Raw genomic sequence first — 14,697 nt, forward strand, 5'->3', positions numbered from 1 at the left:
CCACCACATCCACCATTATGAAGGAGTTTGAATAAATTTGACGACATTTGCAGAATTTGATCTTGAACCGAAAGTAATTCAGGCGATTACAGAACTGGGTTTTGAAGAAGCAACACCAATTCAATCCCAATCCATCCCGATTGCACTGCAAGGCAGAGACATGATTGGCCAAGCCCAAACAGGTACTGGTAAAACTGCTGCGTTTGGTATTCCGCTGATCAACAAAATTTCTAGAAGCGACGAAAAAATCAGAGCCCTGATCATGGCACCAACACGTGAGCTTGCTATCCAGGTAGCTGAAGAAATCGAAAAACTATCCCGTTTCAAAGGTCTTCGTACTTTGCCAATCTATGGTGGACAAGATATCGTACGCCAGATTCGTGCTTTGAAAAAGAAACCTCAAATTATTATTGGTACGCCAGGACGCTTGCTTGACCATATTAATCGCAAAACCATTAAGCTGGAAGATGTAAACACAGTTGTTTTGGATGAAGCAGATGAAATGTTGGATATGGGCTTCATGGAAGATATTCAATCCATTCTGAAGCAAGTTCCAGACGAGCGCCAAACGATGCTTTTCTCGGCTACAATGCCTCCTAATATTAAAAGATTGGCTGAGCAATTCCTCAAAAATCCTGAGCATGTTTCAGTTATTCCTAAACAAGTTAGTGCTCCACTGATTGATCAGGCCTATATCGAAGTTCCTGAGCGTCAAAAATTCGAAGCATTGAGCCGTTTGATCGACATGGAATCCCCAGAACTTGCTATCGTATTTGGTCGTACTAAGCGTCGGGTAGACGAGCTGGCTGAAGCTCTGCAAAAACGCGGATATTCTGCAGACGGTTTGCACGGTGACTTGTCTCAAAACCAACGTGATGCTGTAATGCGTAAATTCCGTGACGGAAGCATCGATGTGCTCGTAGCGACTGACGTAGCTGCCCGTGGTTTGGACGTTTCCGGCGTAACTCACGTTGTGAACTTTGACCTTCCGCAAGATCCAGAAAGCTATGTTCACCGTATTGGACGTACTGGACGTGCAGGTAAAGAAGGGGAAGCTTGGTCTTTCGTTACGCCTCGTGAAATTGACCATCTGCACTTTATCGAACGTGTAACTCGTCACCGCATTCCACGCAAGCCGCTTCCAACGTTGGCTGAAGCTCTGGAAGGCAAACAACGTATCATTGCTGAACGTCTCCTAGAGGCTGTAGAAAGCGGTGAGCTGAACGAGTACAAAGGTTTGGCTATTCAAATGCTGGAGCAATATGATTCTGTACAACTTCTCTCCGCAGCTCTGAAACTGATGACTGGTGAGAAAAGAGAAGCATCGATTGAGTTGACTCCAGAAGATCCGATCCGTGCAAAACGTCGTAAACCAGACGTGCGTTCTGGTGGTCGCAAGCCTTCCAACTATAGCGGTCGCAGCAACGGTGGTTACAATTCCAACCGTTCTGGCGGTACCGGCGGTAGTGGAAGTAAAGGTGGATATGGCGGTTACAACCGTGGCAAAGAAGGCGGTGGCTACAACCGTGATTCCGGAAGTCGCTACAGTGGAGATCGTAAACCACGCCCGAGCAGCAATGGAGAAACTCGTCGTCCTGCAAGACGTGAAGATTCCTCTTCCGAATAAGAAATGAAATAATGAAAAGTCGAAGCAGATGAAGCTTCGGCTTTTTTGTTATGATTGATCATTATGAATGAACCTTTTAGCGATCTGCTTTAATGGGTCACGTATTGATTTCTCTGGCGTATTAGGGATGAAATACGGTATGATATAGTCAAGAGCCGGAATTTATAGGCATAGCAACATGAGTCTTGGAACTGCCAAGGCTTGCGGAGGGAGAGACTGACATTGGAGTTTAAAGGAGCTATGGGTGGTATTTACCGCCTGACCGAGTGGATTACCCGACTGGCGGCTACAAATTTGTTATGGGTGTTATGTTCGTCGCCTTTTGTATTCTGCCTCATACTGAAACTACTTGTAATGAATCAGAATTTGGCTAATGAGTCTTTACAAATGAATTGGGCGATGGCTGTTTTGGCACCGCTTACTTTATTTCCAGCCACATCGGCTATGTTCGCAGTGGTTCGCAAATGGGTAATGGGGGATACCGATACGGGCGTGTTTCGTACCTTTTTTAAAGGGTATAAAGAGAATTATAAGCAGAGTCTGATCGGGGGTATCTTTTACACATTGTTGTTTGTCATCATGTATGTAGATTATACCGTATATATGACACAACTCAGCAACTTGCAAATCGTGGGCGTTATTATGCTTATTCTTATCATTATTTTGCTTGTGTCTATGTTTAACTTCTTTTCGATGGTGGCTCATTATCATATGTCTACCGGACAAATTATTAAAAATGCGGTTTTACTGACGCTGATTCGACCATTCCGTGTATTTTCCACCATGCTCGGCAGCGCCGTTGTTATATTTATCGGAGTCAAATATCCTGTGCTTTTCCTATTCTTCATCGGCAGCGTGGTTGCCTGGTTCGCTTTCTTTAATTTTTATGGAACATTCCTCAAAATGCAGGATCAAATGGAAAAGATGAAGCAGAAAGATGAAGATATGGCAACCATTGAAGACAAGAAAAGTGATAACCTCTAAAAATAAAACATATTTCTCCTAGCATTTACTTTCTGAGTGAGAAGCGCTATAATAAGGTCACATCCTGCGATGCACGTTACGGTCATTTGTTGTTTTGAACCAATGACAATGTCTAGGGAGATCTATACGGATGAACAGCTGAAAAGCCCTGTCAATTCCTGACAAGGGGACTTCAAAAGTTTATCCTGCGGTCACCCACCTGCTAAAGCAGGTTCAGAAGACGCTATGGTCGGACGGCATCGGCGGGTACTCCAAAGATAACGAATACACTCTGTTTATGCTTCGTGCAGAAACAGGGTGTTTTTTGTATGCAACAATGTTAAACTAAGACATGAGGTACTAAGGTCGCATACCACAGGTATGGTCGGTTAACTTTTTGTTGTTTAACGTTTTTATAAAGCGCTTGCAGCAAAAAAACCGATGTGCTGCATTATGGCAACGATTATCGTGAAGGAGGAAATGTCTTGTCGTTGAAGAGGACTCTGGTAGGGATTGTGCGCAGCCAAGAAGGTACAAGCGACCGGGTCAAGGACCCCCAAATGAAGACACGCTATTATAACTTATCGAGAGACAAGGCTTGGGAAGAAGTATCATCTATTTTGAAAAAAATTCCTGGCTACAAGGTACTCCATGAGGTAGCATCTGTAGGTGAGATTACGTTAGAGAAGCGAACGGCGTTCGGTAGAACCGTCGACATTACCGTTTCTATATTGTCCGTCTCGCCAGTTCGGAGTGCAGTGGATATTTATTCTGCTTCACGCGGATCGCTAGGGGACTTGGGCGCGAATTACCGCATCATTTTGCAATTGTTCGCTGTGATTGACAAGAAGCTGTCCGCTCATAAGGTCGTGCAGTAATTGTAGATGTGTGAGCAGTGATGTGGCAGACAAACGTCAAAAAAAGCGAGGAAGGCAACCCTTCACTCGCTTTTTTAATATTTAGTCTTGATTTAGACGAGTTTTTTCACTGCTGCAATCGCTTGGTCATAGTCAGGATGTTCGGACATTTCGCTCAAGTATTCTACGTAAGCGATTTTGCCATTTTGATCAATCACAAAAATAGCTCTATGATCCAAATGGAATTCCTTGATGAATACACCATAAGCTTCGCCGAAGGAATGATCCTTATAGTCGGACAGTGTCAATACGCGGTCGATACCGGCAGCACCGCACCAACGAGCTTGAGCGAAAGGCAGATCGACGCTGACAGTCAGCACCACGACTTGATCCCCAAGGGAATCAGCTTCCTGGTTAAAACGTCGAGTCTGTGCGTCACACACGCCTGTATCCAAAGAAGGAACAACACTGATCAATTTGATTTTGCCTGCAAAGTCTTGGAGCGTAGCTGCTTCTAGCAGGTTTTTCTGTAATTTGAAATCAGGTGCCTGATCTCCAACCTTCAGTTCAGGACCTAAGAGTGTCAAAGGATTGCCTTTAAAAGTAGCAGCTCCTGTACGTTCTTGTGCCATATGTAATAGCCTCCTTGGTTTTTAGCATTGGTTATCGTTGCCGAAATCTATTATAATCTTTTATAAAAGACATTGTCCAATTTGAATAAGGTGGAGACACCCATGAAGGAAGGATTGCCTTGATTTTTTTACGTTATGAGAACTGGAAAAGTTATTTGCGGTTTTACCCAGTAACCTGTCTGATTCTGCTCATTAATATTGTGATGTTTATTGTACTCACCGTACAGGGTGGATCGGAAAATAGTTTGACGTTGATCCGATATGGAGCTTTGATTAATGAAGCGCCATTCACTGATCAACTGTGGCGATATGTATCAGCCATGTTTTTGCATGCAGGGTTTGATCATCTTCTGTTCAATTCCTTCGCCATACTCGTCTTCGCTCCTCCGCTGGAGCGTTTGCTGGGGTCCTTCCGCTATGTGTTATTGTATCTGGTCACGGGCATTGTAGGGAACATACTGTCCATCGCGCATTACAATATGATGACGGAAACGACAGTCTCTGTGGGAGCTTCAGGAGCGATTTATGGCATCTATGGAGCATTCCTATACGTTGCCCTGTTCCAGCGGTCATTGATGGATGACGCCTCGCGCAAAACGCTGTACACGCTGCTTGGGTTTGGTATCCTGTTTTCTTTCGCTGTAGCGAACATTAACTGGACCGCTCACTTCGGGGGATTGCTCAGTGGGTTTTTCCTTTATGGATTAATGATCAGATTGACTGGCCAACGCAAACGTCACTAAAGACAGTTTTACCGTTAGTTAGCAGGGAAGAAAGAGGATAATGTTCGATTGACGTCTTCTTCCGGATGTTGAAAAACAGATTGGAGCGAATATCGGAGTGGAATTACGACAGTTGCAATACTTCATGAAGGTAGCGCAAAAAGAACATGTCACTCAGGCAGCCGAGGAGTTACATGTGGCGCAATCTGCGGTAAGTCGGCAAATTCATCAGCTTGAAGAGGAGCTGGGAGTCAATCTTTTTATGCAAAAGGGTCGCAATTTGCAGCTTACGCCAGTGGGACAACTATTTTGCAAACGGGTTGAGACGATTATAAAAGATCTAGAGCGAGCTGTTTTGGAAGTTCATGAGTTTTTGGATCCTGAGGGGGGCGAAATCCGCATCGGTTTTCCGCACAGTTTGGGGATTCATCTTATTCCTACAGTGGTGGCTGAATTCCGAAAGCGGTATCCCAATGTTAAATTCAGATTTAAACAGGGGATGTACCCGAGTTTAATTCGTGATGTGTTAGCGGGGGAGGTGGATTTGGCTTTTGTATCTCCTTTTCCGGATCGTCATGATCATGTAGAGGGGGACGTGGTACTAACCGAGGAGCTGTTTGCTGTTCTCCCGCCCAATCATCCTTTAGCTACGGCCAAACACATCACGCTGAGTCAGCTTAAAGGAGAAAAATTCATCCTGTTCAGAGATGGATATTCGTTACGTCCGATTGTCTGGCAGGCTTGTCTGGAGGCAGGATTTACGCCGGATATCGCTTTTGAAGGTGAAGAGACAGATACGATTCGCGGATTAGTTGCAGCTGGTATGGGAGTCAGTCTTTTGCCTGAAATGGCGTTGTTTCAGACCAACCCGCTTCAACCTGCAAGAGTGTCGATTGTTGATCCAGAGGTCACGCGTACTATTGGCTTGATTCATCGCAGAGATGATAAATTACCATTAGTTGCAAAGTCATTCCGAACTTTTTTGTTGCAATATTTTGGCCTTAAAGGTAGTGCTGCTATTCCGAATGGAATTGCTAAAGCGGATTTAGGGCAGTGAGTATAGCTGATTGGTTTTAGATAAAGAAAAAAGGTTGTTCCTCTTGGTGAAGGAACAACCTTTTTTGTAATACAAGCAATTAATCCCGGCTGTTAAAGATACCGATTAAGCGGATTAGTTCCAGCAAGGAAACGAGAGCAGCAGCCACATAAGTTAATGCAGCAGCATTTAATACTTTGGCTATACCCCGTTCTTCGTCACTACGGATAAACCCTTCGGAAACCATAATTTCTCGGGCACGGTTGGAAGCATTAAATTCAACCGGTAATGTGATTAATTGAAAAGCAACAGTAGCCGAGAAAAAGATGATACCCAAGCCAATCAGGTTCGTGTAGCTGAATAAGAAACCAGCAATCAGCAGAAACGGTGCAATCCCGGAAGCGAAGTTTACGATCGGAAAGATCCGGTGACGGAGTGCCAGCATGGGATAATGCTCTTTATGCTGAATGGCATGACCAACCTCGTGACAAGCTACGGCAACTGCAGAAATGGATTTTTCATAATAAACGGGCTCGGACAGCCGTACGACTCTTTGTATTGGATCATAATGGTCAGATAAAGCACCAGGTACTGGTTCAATAGGCACATCATGCAAACCATTGCGATCCAGCATGTGCCGAGCTGCATCATAACCGGTCAACCCATTTTCGTTTGGGACATCAGACCATTTATTAAAAGTACCTTTTACACGGAATTGCGCCCATAAGGATAATCCGAACGCAAGAATAATCAATATATACATACCCATCATAAAGCAACCCTCCATTATTGTTCATCACTAGCCCGGGCATCTACATCATAGAACTATGCTCCAGCAGATACTTCAGAGCTTCGATACAAGCGGCGCTTTGTGGTAGTAGACCAGTAAGCAACTTGCGCGCTTGAACGGGCTTGAGCTGCCCCAGAAGAGGCTGTAGTTCATTGACTTCACGTTCCAGACGCTGCATGTGCATCTCTAGACTCGTTAGTTTGTCAGTGACGTGCTCTTCCCCTGCGACCGAGTTCCATTTAATCAGTGTTTGTCTGATTTCCTCGAGGCTATACTTCTCTTGTTTCATTTGGTTAATACGTTCAAGCCTGTTTAAGGTTTCATCATTATAGAGCCGATAATTTTTCAATGATCGTTCTTCAGGTGTGATCAAACCAAGCTTTGTGTAATAATCAATAGTTCGTTCGCTGACACCAGCCGTCTTGGCTAGCTCACCAATTCGATACAGCTTCATATCCCCATCTGTCTTCACCTCGCGCTCTTCGTTCAACCTTCAATATTAGCATTTGCAAACGGAGTGTTTATAAAGAATATTTTACATGATTCGCAACCATACAGTCAAACGTCATGCTTTTTTTTAGATAGAAACAAGCTACTTTTACAGTTAGTAAATATGACATGAAGTGTTTGAGACCGCGTTTTTTTAACATAATAAAAAAAATCTTGTCAACTTTCATGTATTCTGATTATAATGACAATAAGAATTTCACGAAATGTAAAGAAACTTAACATTCGAGGGAGTGGGCTTCATGAGAAAAAAGTGGTTAGTTGTATTATTGGCCATGCTGACAGTATTAGCTTTTCCGGTAGGTGCGTTTGCTGCTGACGGTCCGACAAATATTCAACTTCAAGCTGGGCTAAACACGGCCTTTACGTTCTTGGCATTTATACTTGTATTTTTTATGCAAGCGGGATTTGCATTGCTGGAGGCAGGCTCGACACGAATGAAGAATGCGGGCCATGTCGCTGGTAAAACGATTCTCACCACGGGTGTTGCGGCTTTATCCTTCTGGGCACTTGGATTTGGATTCGGCTTTGGTAATGATGGCGGCAACGGATTTATGGGACTGACGGGTTTCTTCATGAGTGGTACAGATGCTGCAGTATCGTTTGATGCTCTTTCAGGTTTAGATGTTCCGATTACAATTATGTTTTTGTTCCACTTTGCTTTCGCTGCGGTATCACTTTCTATCGCATGCGGGGGGATGGCAGAGCGTGCAAAATTAAGTGTATACATTATCTTCGGTATTTTATTCTCCATCGTAATCTATCCGGTTGTAGCTCACTGGGTGTGGGGCGGCGGATGGCTTGGTAAGTTGGGAATGCAGGATTATGCTGGTTCGACGGTAGTCCATTTGACAGGCGCTACGGCGGCACTCGTCGCTACACTGCTGCTCAAACCGCGTCTAGGCAAGTTCAATAAAGATGGCAAGCCGAACATTATCCCTGGTCATAATCAGGTGTACTCTATCTTGGGTGTTATTATTCTCTGGTTTGGTTGGTTTGGATTTAACCCAGGTAGTGCTGTATCGGCTATGAATGACGGATTCTTTGGATATGTGGCCTTGACTACCAATATTGCTGCTGCGGCAGGTGGGGTTTTCGCTTTGCTCGTATCCTGGATGGTATACGGAAAGGCAGATATTCCTGCTATGCTAAACGGTGTGCTGGCGGCTTTGGTTGCCATTACTGGTTCTTGTGCCTTTGTAGCACCTTGGGCGGCACTGGTCATTGGTGCAGTTGCAGGGATCGTCACTTTCTTCACAGCGCAATGGTTCGAGCGTGCAAGAGTAGATGACCCGGTATATGCTTTCTCCGTGCATGGTGTTGCAGGGATGTGGGGCGCAGTGTCTACAGGGTTGTTCGCTACTCCTGAGCTTGTAAAAATAACAGGTGTAGGTCAAGCGGGTCTGTTCTATGGTGGTGGATTTACACAATTAGGGGTACAGCTGCTTGGACTGATAGGCACCTTGGCTTTCGTGTTCGTCATTTCCTTCATTATTCTGGGTGCGATGAAAGCGATTATGGGTATTCGCGTTACGGAAGAGGAAGAAACGATGGGACTGGATATCAGTGAACACGGTACGTACGGCTATCCTGAGCAAATGAAGTTGGTTGCCGAGGCTGAAAAGCGTTCTGGAATTGTGAACTAATATGTAAAATATAAAGAACCAGTATGGATGAGCGGAGGAGATGGAAGTATGGAACTGCAAAATATGGCCCCTTGGGTGAGTTCCGCCGAAGCGATTGATCATGCAGATACACCTGAATCGCTAAGGCAGGCCAGGGTCGACTCTCAAAAATGGCTGCTGGCTTCCCAAGCCTCCGCTCCGTTATCAGACTGGTTACGAACGGCGAATGAAATGCATGACCGCATCGCGGCCAGAGCTGTACAAATGTGCGAAAAAGGGATGGTTGAGGATGGCTTCGGCCCTCCTCCCGTCCCTTACGCATTTATAGCCTTCGGAAGCATGGGGCGCTCGGAATCGACGCTGTGGAGTGACCAGGATAACGGTATGATTATCAGTGACACAATATCTGCTGACAAAGAATTGTATTTTAGAGAGTTTGGTCGCAGAGTGTCTGCGATGTTAGAGTATTTGGGATATCCCAAATGTGAAGGGAAAGTAATGTGCTCGGAGCCCTTGTGGCGTCAAACATTGTCTGAATGGCAAAAACAGCTAACGAAATGGTCGGATGATTTTGCTTGGGAGCCGATCCGTTATCTGATTATCTCGTCTGATATGAGGCATATCGCTGGAGATGAGCGATTATCTGCAAACTGGAAACGAAGTTTTTATGAGTTGTTCCGAAAACATCCTGATTTACCCTCGGCGGTACTTAGGAACACAGTGAGGCATAAAGCGACACTTAATATTTTAGGTCAGATCGTTACTGAGCGCTTCGGTGAGCATGCGGGCGATTTTGATGTGAAATACGGGTTGTACATTCCGCTGGTGAACGCAGTCCGTTTTTTGGCATTGCAACATGGTGTGGAGGAAACCTCTACCTTCAAAAGGCTCAGTCGTCTCGCATCGCTGGAAGCGGCACCGTTGCCTTTACTCGATGCTTGCGAGCGAGCCTTTCGGATTGCGCTTCAGCTACGAATGGCTACGCCAGTGAAGGAGAATGATGGGTTGCTGGTCAGCAATGGCTACCTGGCTGTAAAGCCGCTGAAACAAGGTAAAGGCTGGCATGAGTTGCGTGAGGCGCTTTCGACGGTACGACGGCTGCATCGTGCGTTGCAAAGGCAGTTGCGATTTATGGAAGGGAGAAGGTCATGAAGGAACCAGCGCAGGGAAGTGGCTTCTGGAGCGCTCTCCGCAGAGGAGGAGTGCCGTCTGCGATCGCGTCTGTAATGGGGGCTCCTACGGCTCAGCAGATGGCGTTTATTCGCTCCTTAACCCGGGAGCAACGGCGCTCTGAAGTATTGCGGACCCCGCTGGATCGTTTGGAGACGGTAGTTTTTGATCTGGAGACAACGGGATTTTCAGCACAGCATGGTGATGAGATTTTATCGTTCGGGGCGATTCGGGTTGTCGGGGACAGGATTATGGAAAAAGAGCAGTTTTATACGCTTGTTAATCCACGGACTGTGATTCCTGAGCACATTACCGAGCTAACTGGGATTACCCGGGAAATGACGGATCAAGCTCCACCACTTATGAATGGACTGCACGACTTTATGTCCTTTGTAGGTGGTCGAGTACTTGTAGCACATGCTAGCGCTCATGATAAGGCCTTTTTGAATGCTGCATTATGGAAAACATCTAAAGTCCAATTGACTCATCGTGTTCTGGATACGATGATGCTTGCCAAATGGCTCGAGCCACAGCAACATCAAACCTACAGTTTGGATGAATTGTTGGCCTACCAATCCATTCCGATTGAAGGACGGCACCATGCGTTAGAGGATGCGAAAATGACGGCTAAGCTGTGGGTTGCGTATGTTCAGGAAATGCTGAAGCGTAACGTGACCAATTTGGCAGATGTCTACGCGCATCTAAGTCATGCCTGATTCAGTACAAGGCATAGCATTCATATACACATAAAAACAGCAAGTTCGCGATTTCGTGGGTTTGCTGTTTTTTTGCGTCCAGTTCAGATTTAGAAGGTTAGAGGTGGGAACAGTATGGGCATCCTATGGAGAAGGTAAGGGTCATTTAGATGAAAGACAGGTGATAAGACGTGAAAAGATTTCTTTTCATCAGAGCGATGGTTATGCTGGTTGTGATTGGGGCTTCATGTGGAGTTATTGCAAACACAACTTATGCAGTAAGCCTGTCCTTAAAAAATGTACCATTAAAAGAGGAATATGGTAGAGAAAGACTTGAAGCTGAGAAAGAGGTAGAAGCTAAAACACATGCGGTAGAGGTAATGAAAAAGATAAAGCCTGGGCAACGGCTTCCTTCTATGATTTTAAAGGGGTTAAATGGCAAGTCCTACGATGTAGGGGCCACGCGCAATAAAGCTTTGGTTATTAGCTTTTGGGCTTCGTGGTGCGACCCGTGCCGATTAGAAGCGCCTATGCTGAATGAGTTGTATAGTAAGTACAAAGATGATGTGGATGTTTATGGTATCAATGTAACTCGCTATGATCGATTGGAGGATGTACAGAAGTTTTCCCGCTCTTTGGATCTCCAATTTCCCGTTTTACTTGATGAGCAAGGAGCATTGTTTGAACGATTTGGAGGGGTGGCTTTTCCGACCCATGTACTGGTTGATCATCATGGACAGGTCCGCGAAATCATAATTGGCATGCTCGATGAGCAGGAGTTGGAACGCAAAATAGAAACTCTTCAAAAAAAGAAGGTGTCTTTGGGAGCCGAGTAGACAGCCAAAGGCACCTTATAGCTCATGCGAGCACCTGATTAGTGATTAACTAATCCATGATGAGTAAGCTCTGCCTGATCGTTTTTTGGAGTTGGTGCTTCCAACAATGCGTAACGGAAACTGTCCAAGAGAGCTTCCCAGCTGGCTTCAATTACATTTTCGGATACACCTACGTTACTCCAGACGTCCTCGTAATTTTTAGACTCAATGAGCACACGTACCTTGGCGGCGGTGGCATCCTTTTCGTCAAGCACACGTACCTTGTAGTCGGCCAAATGCATGTCCCGCAAGGCAGGGAAATATTGAGAAAGAGCCTTGCGGAGTGCGTTATCGAGCGCGTTGACAGGACCGTTGCCTTCAGCTGCGGTATAGACACTCGTCCCTGCGACATTCAGTTTCAAGAATGCCTCGGATACGACCGGGCGGCCGGCTGTTTTCTCTACCAGCACTTTGAAGGACTCAAAAGAGAACATTTCCTTCACTTCACCGCCTGCTTCACGAATGAGCAGTTCCAGCGAAGCATCCGCGCCTTCAAACTGGTATCCCTGATGCTCCAGTTCCTTGATGCGGCTAATTACGCCACGTGCCTCATCACTGGATGGGTCAAGGGTGATGCCCAGCTCTTGCGCTTTGGATACCACGTTGCTTTGCCCGGCCAGTTCGGAGACCAAAACCCGCTGTTTGTTTCCCACGAGTTCAGGAGCGATGTGCTCATAAGTTCGCGAGTCGCGCAGAATGGCTGACACGTGGATGCCGCCCTTATGGGCAAAAGCTGCATTGCCAACATAAGGCTGGTTCACAGGCATATTGACGTTGGCGACTTCGCTGACAAAGCGGGCTGTATTGTGGAGTTGATTTAACTTTTCAATATCTAGACAGTCGTAGCCCAGTTTGAGCTGCAAATTAGGAATGACGGAGCACAGGTTTGCGTTACCACACCGTTCACCGTAGCCGTTGATGGTACCCTGAACCTGCCTTGCGCCTGCTTGTACAGCACTTAGAGAGTTCGCTACTGCCAATTCGCAGTCATTGTGTGTATGAATACCCAACTGTGACCTCGTTATCTGGCTTTGCAGCATAGTGACAATTTCCTGAATCTCATGCGGTAGGGTACCGCCGTTTGTATCGCACATCACGAGCCAATCAGCGCCTGCTTCTTCAGCTTTTTTCATAACGGCCATTGCATACTCGGGATTGTTTTTATATCCGTCGAAAAAATGTTCGGCATCAAAAATAACCTCCATGCCCCCTTGCTTTAAAAAGGCAATGGAGTCGTAAATCATAGACAGATTTTCCTCCAGTGTCGTCTGTAAGGCGGTGTGCACATGAAAATCCCATGATTTACCCACAAGTGTAGCAGCCTGAGCGCCGGATTCCAGAATTCGTTGCAGATTGACATCCTGTGCTGCGATGCTATCTTTGCGGCGCGTGCTACCGAAGGCGACAATCTTTGCCTGAAGGCCCAGCTCTTGTACCCGTTTGAAAAATTCGATATCCTTGCTGTTGCTTCCGGGAATCCCGCCTTCAATATAATGAACACCGAGATCATCGAGTTTTTTGGCGATTTTCAATTTGTCATCAGCAGACAAGCTAATTCCTTCTCCTTGAGTGCCGTCTCGCAGCGTTGTGTCAAAGATAGAAATAGCGGTGGACATGAGGGACTCCTCCTTTGCGGATTGCTCAGATTGGTGATGCTCTGCTTTTTTAAGCATATTAATTTAGTTGTTTAACGCTTAAAAACAGGAAAGCGTTAGTTTGTCGTGTTCGTATGTTAGTCGATTATATCAACTTATGACTTCAATTGTAATATATAATTATCATTTTTAGCCGCAAAACCTTTATTTTTTATGTAAAATAGAAATAGCATTTAAGGGTGTCTCAAGTATAAAATCAAAACACATATTCCCGCGGTGACGGGTGAATTTACAGTTAAAAAGAAGGGTTGAGCATGAAAGATGTCAGTGCTTATTATCCGGCTGGTGGGCGAGTTATTCTGCATGTGGATATGAATGCATTTTATTGTTCCGTTCATGCAGCGGAGGAGCCGGAGAAATATAAGGGACTGCCTACCGCGGTGGCAGGCAGTAGTGAGCTGCGCAAAGGTGTAATTGTAACCTGCTCTTATGAAGCCCGACGATTGGGCATTTCAACAGGGATGGTCGTTCAGCAGGCTCGCCGGATCTGTCCACAGCTCATTGTAATACAGCCTGATTTTCACTTGTATCGTCGGTATTCCAAAGCATTTATGAGCATTGCATATTCGTATACGCCTATGCTTGAAGCGACTTCAATTGATGAGTGCTATCTGGATATTTCTGGCTCCAAACAGTTTGGAACACCTATGGAAATTGCTGAGGAAATCCAGCGCAGAGTAGAAGACGAGCTGGGCCTGCCCTGTTCAATTGGAGTTGCTCCTAACAAGTTGCTGGCCAAAATGGCTTCTGATCTGAAAAAACCACGCGGGATATCTATTCTACGTTTGCGTGATGTACCCAATATTTTGTGGAATCTTCCTTGTGGTCAATTGTTTGGTGTGGGCCGCAAAACGGCAGATAAGCTTCTACAAATGAATATTCGTACCATTGGGCAACTGGCTAAGGCCGATGAGCATATGCTGGTTGGCGTATTTGGTGTGACGGGTTCGTGGTTAAAATTGGCCGCTAACGGAATTAACCATTCACCAGTCAGCGCTGAACGGGAGCCAAACAAGTCCATTGGTCACACGACTACCCTGCCTATGGATGTGGTAAAGCTGGAAGAAGCCCAACGGGTACTTCTTAACATTAGTGATCAGGTAGCCCGGCGGCTTCGACGACACGGTATGCTGGCAGGAGGTATACAATTGACGATTCGGACGCCGGATATGAAGACCTTTACGCGTTCTCAAGTCAGGAGCACTCCTACGGAAAGCGCAGAGGACATATATAAGGAAGCTTGTGCGTTGTATCGTCGCCATTGGGGAGAAGATAAGCCTGTGCGCTTACTGGGGATTACGTTACAGCAGCTCATTCCAAAGGAGGAAGCGGCCGTTCAAATGGATTTATTTGAATACCAGGATCAGCCTAAGAAAGAAAGTTTATTGAAGACGATGGATGCGCTGCGCGACAAGTTTGGTGAAAATGCAATTTTGACCGCTGGGATGCTGGGAGATGATCCTTCGGTACTTCTTCGCAACTCCAAGCTGCGCGGAACTTCGCTGCAAAAAGACAATCTACCAACTCCGGAGTGAGCTATTGG

The 14,697-nt window shown here is 45.8% G+C and carries 14 protein-coding genes and 1 other RNA gene; 11 read left to right on the forward strand and 4 right to left on the reverse strand.

What is annotated here, in order from left to right:
• Positions 1–37 precede the first annotated feature (37 nt).
• From cshA to KAI37_RS08635, 4 genes are all read left to right on the forward strand, one after another.
• Positions 38–1,627, forward strand: coding sequence for a degradosome RNA helicase CshA (gene cshA / locus KAI37_RS08620; protein WP_023988018.1), 1,590 nt, complete (start codon positions 38–40; stop codon positions 1,625–1,627).
• Positions 1,628–1,849: 222 nt separating this feature from the next.
• On the forward strand, positions 1,850–2,611 hold the full coding sequence (locus tag KAI37_RS08625; RefSeq protein WP_220031072.1) for a YesL family protein: 762 nt from the start codon (positions 1,850–1,852) through the stop codon (positions 2,609–2,611).
• Between the two features lie 58 nt (positions 2,612–2,669).
• Positions 2,670–2,864, forward strand: a non-coding RNA gene (gene ssrS, locus KAI37_RS08630) — 6S RNA.
• Between the two features lie 211 nt (positions 2,865–3,075).
• Entirely contained in the window at positions 3,076–3,468 is a 393-nt protein-coding gene (locus KAI37_RS08635; RefSeq protein ID WP_013309718.1) for a DUF1499 domain-containing protein, read from the forward strand.
• Between the two features lie 92 nt (positions 3,469–3,560).
• Here the strand turns inward: KAI37_RS08635 and tpx are convergent, their stop codons facing one another.
• Positions 3,561–4,079, reverse strand: a complete 519-nt coding sequence (gene tpx / locus KAI37_RS08640; protein WP_220031073.1) for a thiol peroxidase — start codon at positions 4,077–4,079, stop codon at positions 3,561–3,563.
• Between the two features lie 119 nt (positions 4,080–4,198).
• On the opposite strand from tpx, the gene KAI37_RS08645 reads away from it, so the two are divergent.
• The gene (locus tag KAI37_RS08645; RefSeq protein ID WP_023988021.1) at positions 4,199–4,822 is read left to right on the forward strand and encodes a rhomboid family intramembrane serine protease; all 624 of its coding nucleotides are present in this window, start codon (positions 4,199–4,201) and stop codon (positions 4,820–4,822) included.
• Between the two features lie 97 nt (positions 4,823–4,919).
• Entirely contained in the window at positions 4,920–5,858 is a 939-nt protein-coding gene (gltC, locus tag KAI37_RS08650) for a glutamate biosynthesis transcriptional regulator GltC (RefSeq protein ID WP_071640258.1), read from the forward strand.
• A 79-nt stretch (positions 5,859–5,937) separates the two neighbouring features.
• Here gltC and KAI37_RS08655 read toward each other — a convergent pair whose 3' ends face one another.
• Both KAI37_RS08655 and KAI37_RS08660 read right to left on the reverse strand, forming a co-directional pair.
• The gene (locus KAI37_RS08655; RefSeq protein WP_013309722.1) at positions 5,938–6,609 is read right to left on the reverse strand and encodes a zinc metallopeptidase; all 672 of its coding nucleotides are present in this window, start codon (positions 6,607–6,609) and stop codon (positions 5,938–5,940) included.
• 40 nt (positions 6,610–6,649) lie between these two features.
• Positions 6,650–7,081 carry a MerR family transcriptional regulator gene (locus KAI37_RS08660; protein WP_049816952.1) on the reverse strand — a complete coding sequence of 144 codons (432 nt, stop codon included), beginning with the start codon at positions 7,079–7,081 and terminating at the stop codon, positions 6,650–6,652.
• Positions 7,082–7,376: 295 nt separating this feature from the next.
• Here KAI37_RS08660 and KAI37_RS08665 point away from each other — a divergent pair, with 295 nt between their 5' ends.
• From KAI37_RS08665 to KAI37_RS08680, 4 genes are all read left to right on the forward strand, one after another.
• Positions 7,377–8,780: an ammonium transporter gene (locus tag KAI37_RS08665; RefSeq protein ID WP_013309724.1), complete on the forward strand. Its 1,404-nt coding sequence runs from the start codon at positions 7,377–7,379 to the stop codon at positions 8,778–8,780.
• Positions 8,781–8,828: 48 nt separating this feature from the next.
• A complete protein-coding gene (locus KAI37_RS08670) occupies positions 8,829–9,911 on the forward strand; it encodes a DUF294 nucleotidyltransferase-like domain-containing protein (RefSeq protein ID WP_071640260.1) in 1,083 nt (360 codons plus the stop codon).
• Positions 9,908–10,645, forward strand: a complete 738-nt coding sequence (locus KAI37_RS08675) for an exonuclease domain-containing protein (RefSeq protein ID WP_071640262.1) — start codon at positions 9,908–9,910, stop codon at positions 10,643–10,645. Before KAI37_RS08670 ends, KAI37_RS08675 begins: the two co-directional genes overlap by 4 nt.
• A gap of 170 nt (positions 10,646–10,815) precedes the next feature.
• Complete coding sequence (locus tag KAI37_RS08680) at positions 10,816–11,460, forward strand: TlpA family protein disulfide reductase (protein WP_071640264.1); 645 nt, start codon at positions 10,816–10,818, stop codon at positions 11,458–11,460.
• A gap of 38 nt (positions 11,461–11,498) precedes the next feature.
• Here the strand turns inward: KAI37_RS08680 and cimA are convergent, their stop codons facing one another.
• Positions 11,499–13,115, reverse strand: coding sequence for a citramalate synthase (gene cimA, locus KAI37_RS08685; RefSeq protein ID WP_013309728.1), 1,617 nt, complete (start codon positions 13,113–13,115; stop codon positions 11,499–11,501).
• Between the two features lie 293 nt (positions 13,116–13,408).
• On the opposite strand from cimA, the gene KAI37_RS08690 reads away from it, so the two are divergent.
• Positions 13,409–14,689 carry a DNA polymerase IV gene (locus KAI37_RS08690; protein WP_071640266.1) on the forward strand — a complete coding sequence of 427 codons (1,281 nt, stop codon included), beginning with the start codon at positions 13,409–13,411 and terminating at the stop codon, positions 14,687–14,689.
• Positions 14,690–14,697: the final 8 nt, after the last annotated feature.

The organism is Paenibacillus sp. S25 (assembly GCF_019454085.1).
Classification (GTDB): domain Bacteria; phylum Bacillota; class Bacilli; order Paenibacillales; family Paenibacillaceae; genus Paenibacillus; species Paenibacillus polymyxa_B.

Coding starts and splice junctions, on each gene's coding strand:
- KAI37_RS08660 (WP_049816952.1), bottom strand. CDS start 7,081: ATGAAGCTGTATCGAATTGGTGAGCTAGCCAAGACGGCTGGTGTCAGC.
- KAI37_RS08675 (WP_071640262.1), top strand. CDS start 9,908: ATGAAGGAACCAGCGCAGGGAAGTGGCTTCTGGAGCGCTCTCCGCAGA.
- KAI37_RS08670 (WP_071640260.1), top strand. CDS start 8,829: ATGGAACTGCAAAATATGGCCCCTTGGGTGAGTTCCGCCGAAGCGATT.
- KAI37_RS08665 (WP_013309724.1), top strand. CDS start 7,377: ATGAGAAAAAAGTGGTTAGTTGTATTATTGGCCATGCTGACAGTATTA.
- cimA (WP_013309728.1), bottom strand. CDS start 13,115: ATGTCCACCGCTATTTCTATCTTTGACACAACGCTGCGAGACGGCACT.
- KAI37_RS08655 (WP_013309722.1), bottom strand. CDS start 6,609: ATGATGGGTATGTATATATTGATTATTCTTGCGTTCGGATTATCCTTA.
- tpx (WP_220031073.1), bottom strand. CDS start 4,079: ATGGCACAAGAACGTACAGGAGCTGCTACTTTTAAAGGCAATCCTTTG.
- KAI37_RS08690 (WP_071640266.1), top strand. CDS start 13,409: ATGAAAGATGTCAGTGCTTATTATCCGGCTGGTGGGCGAGTTATTCTG.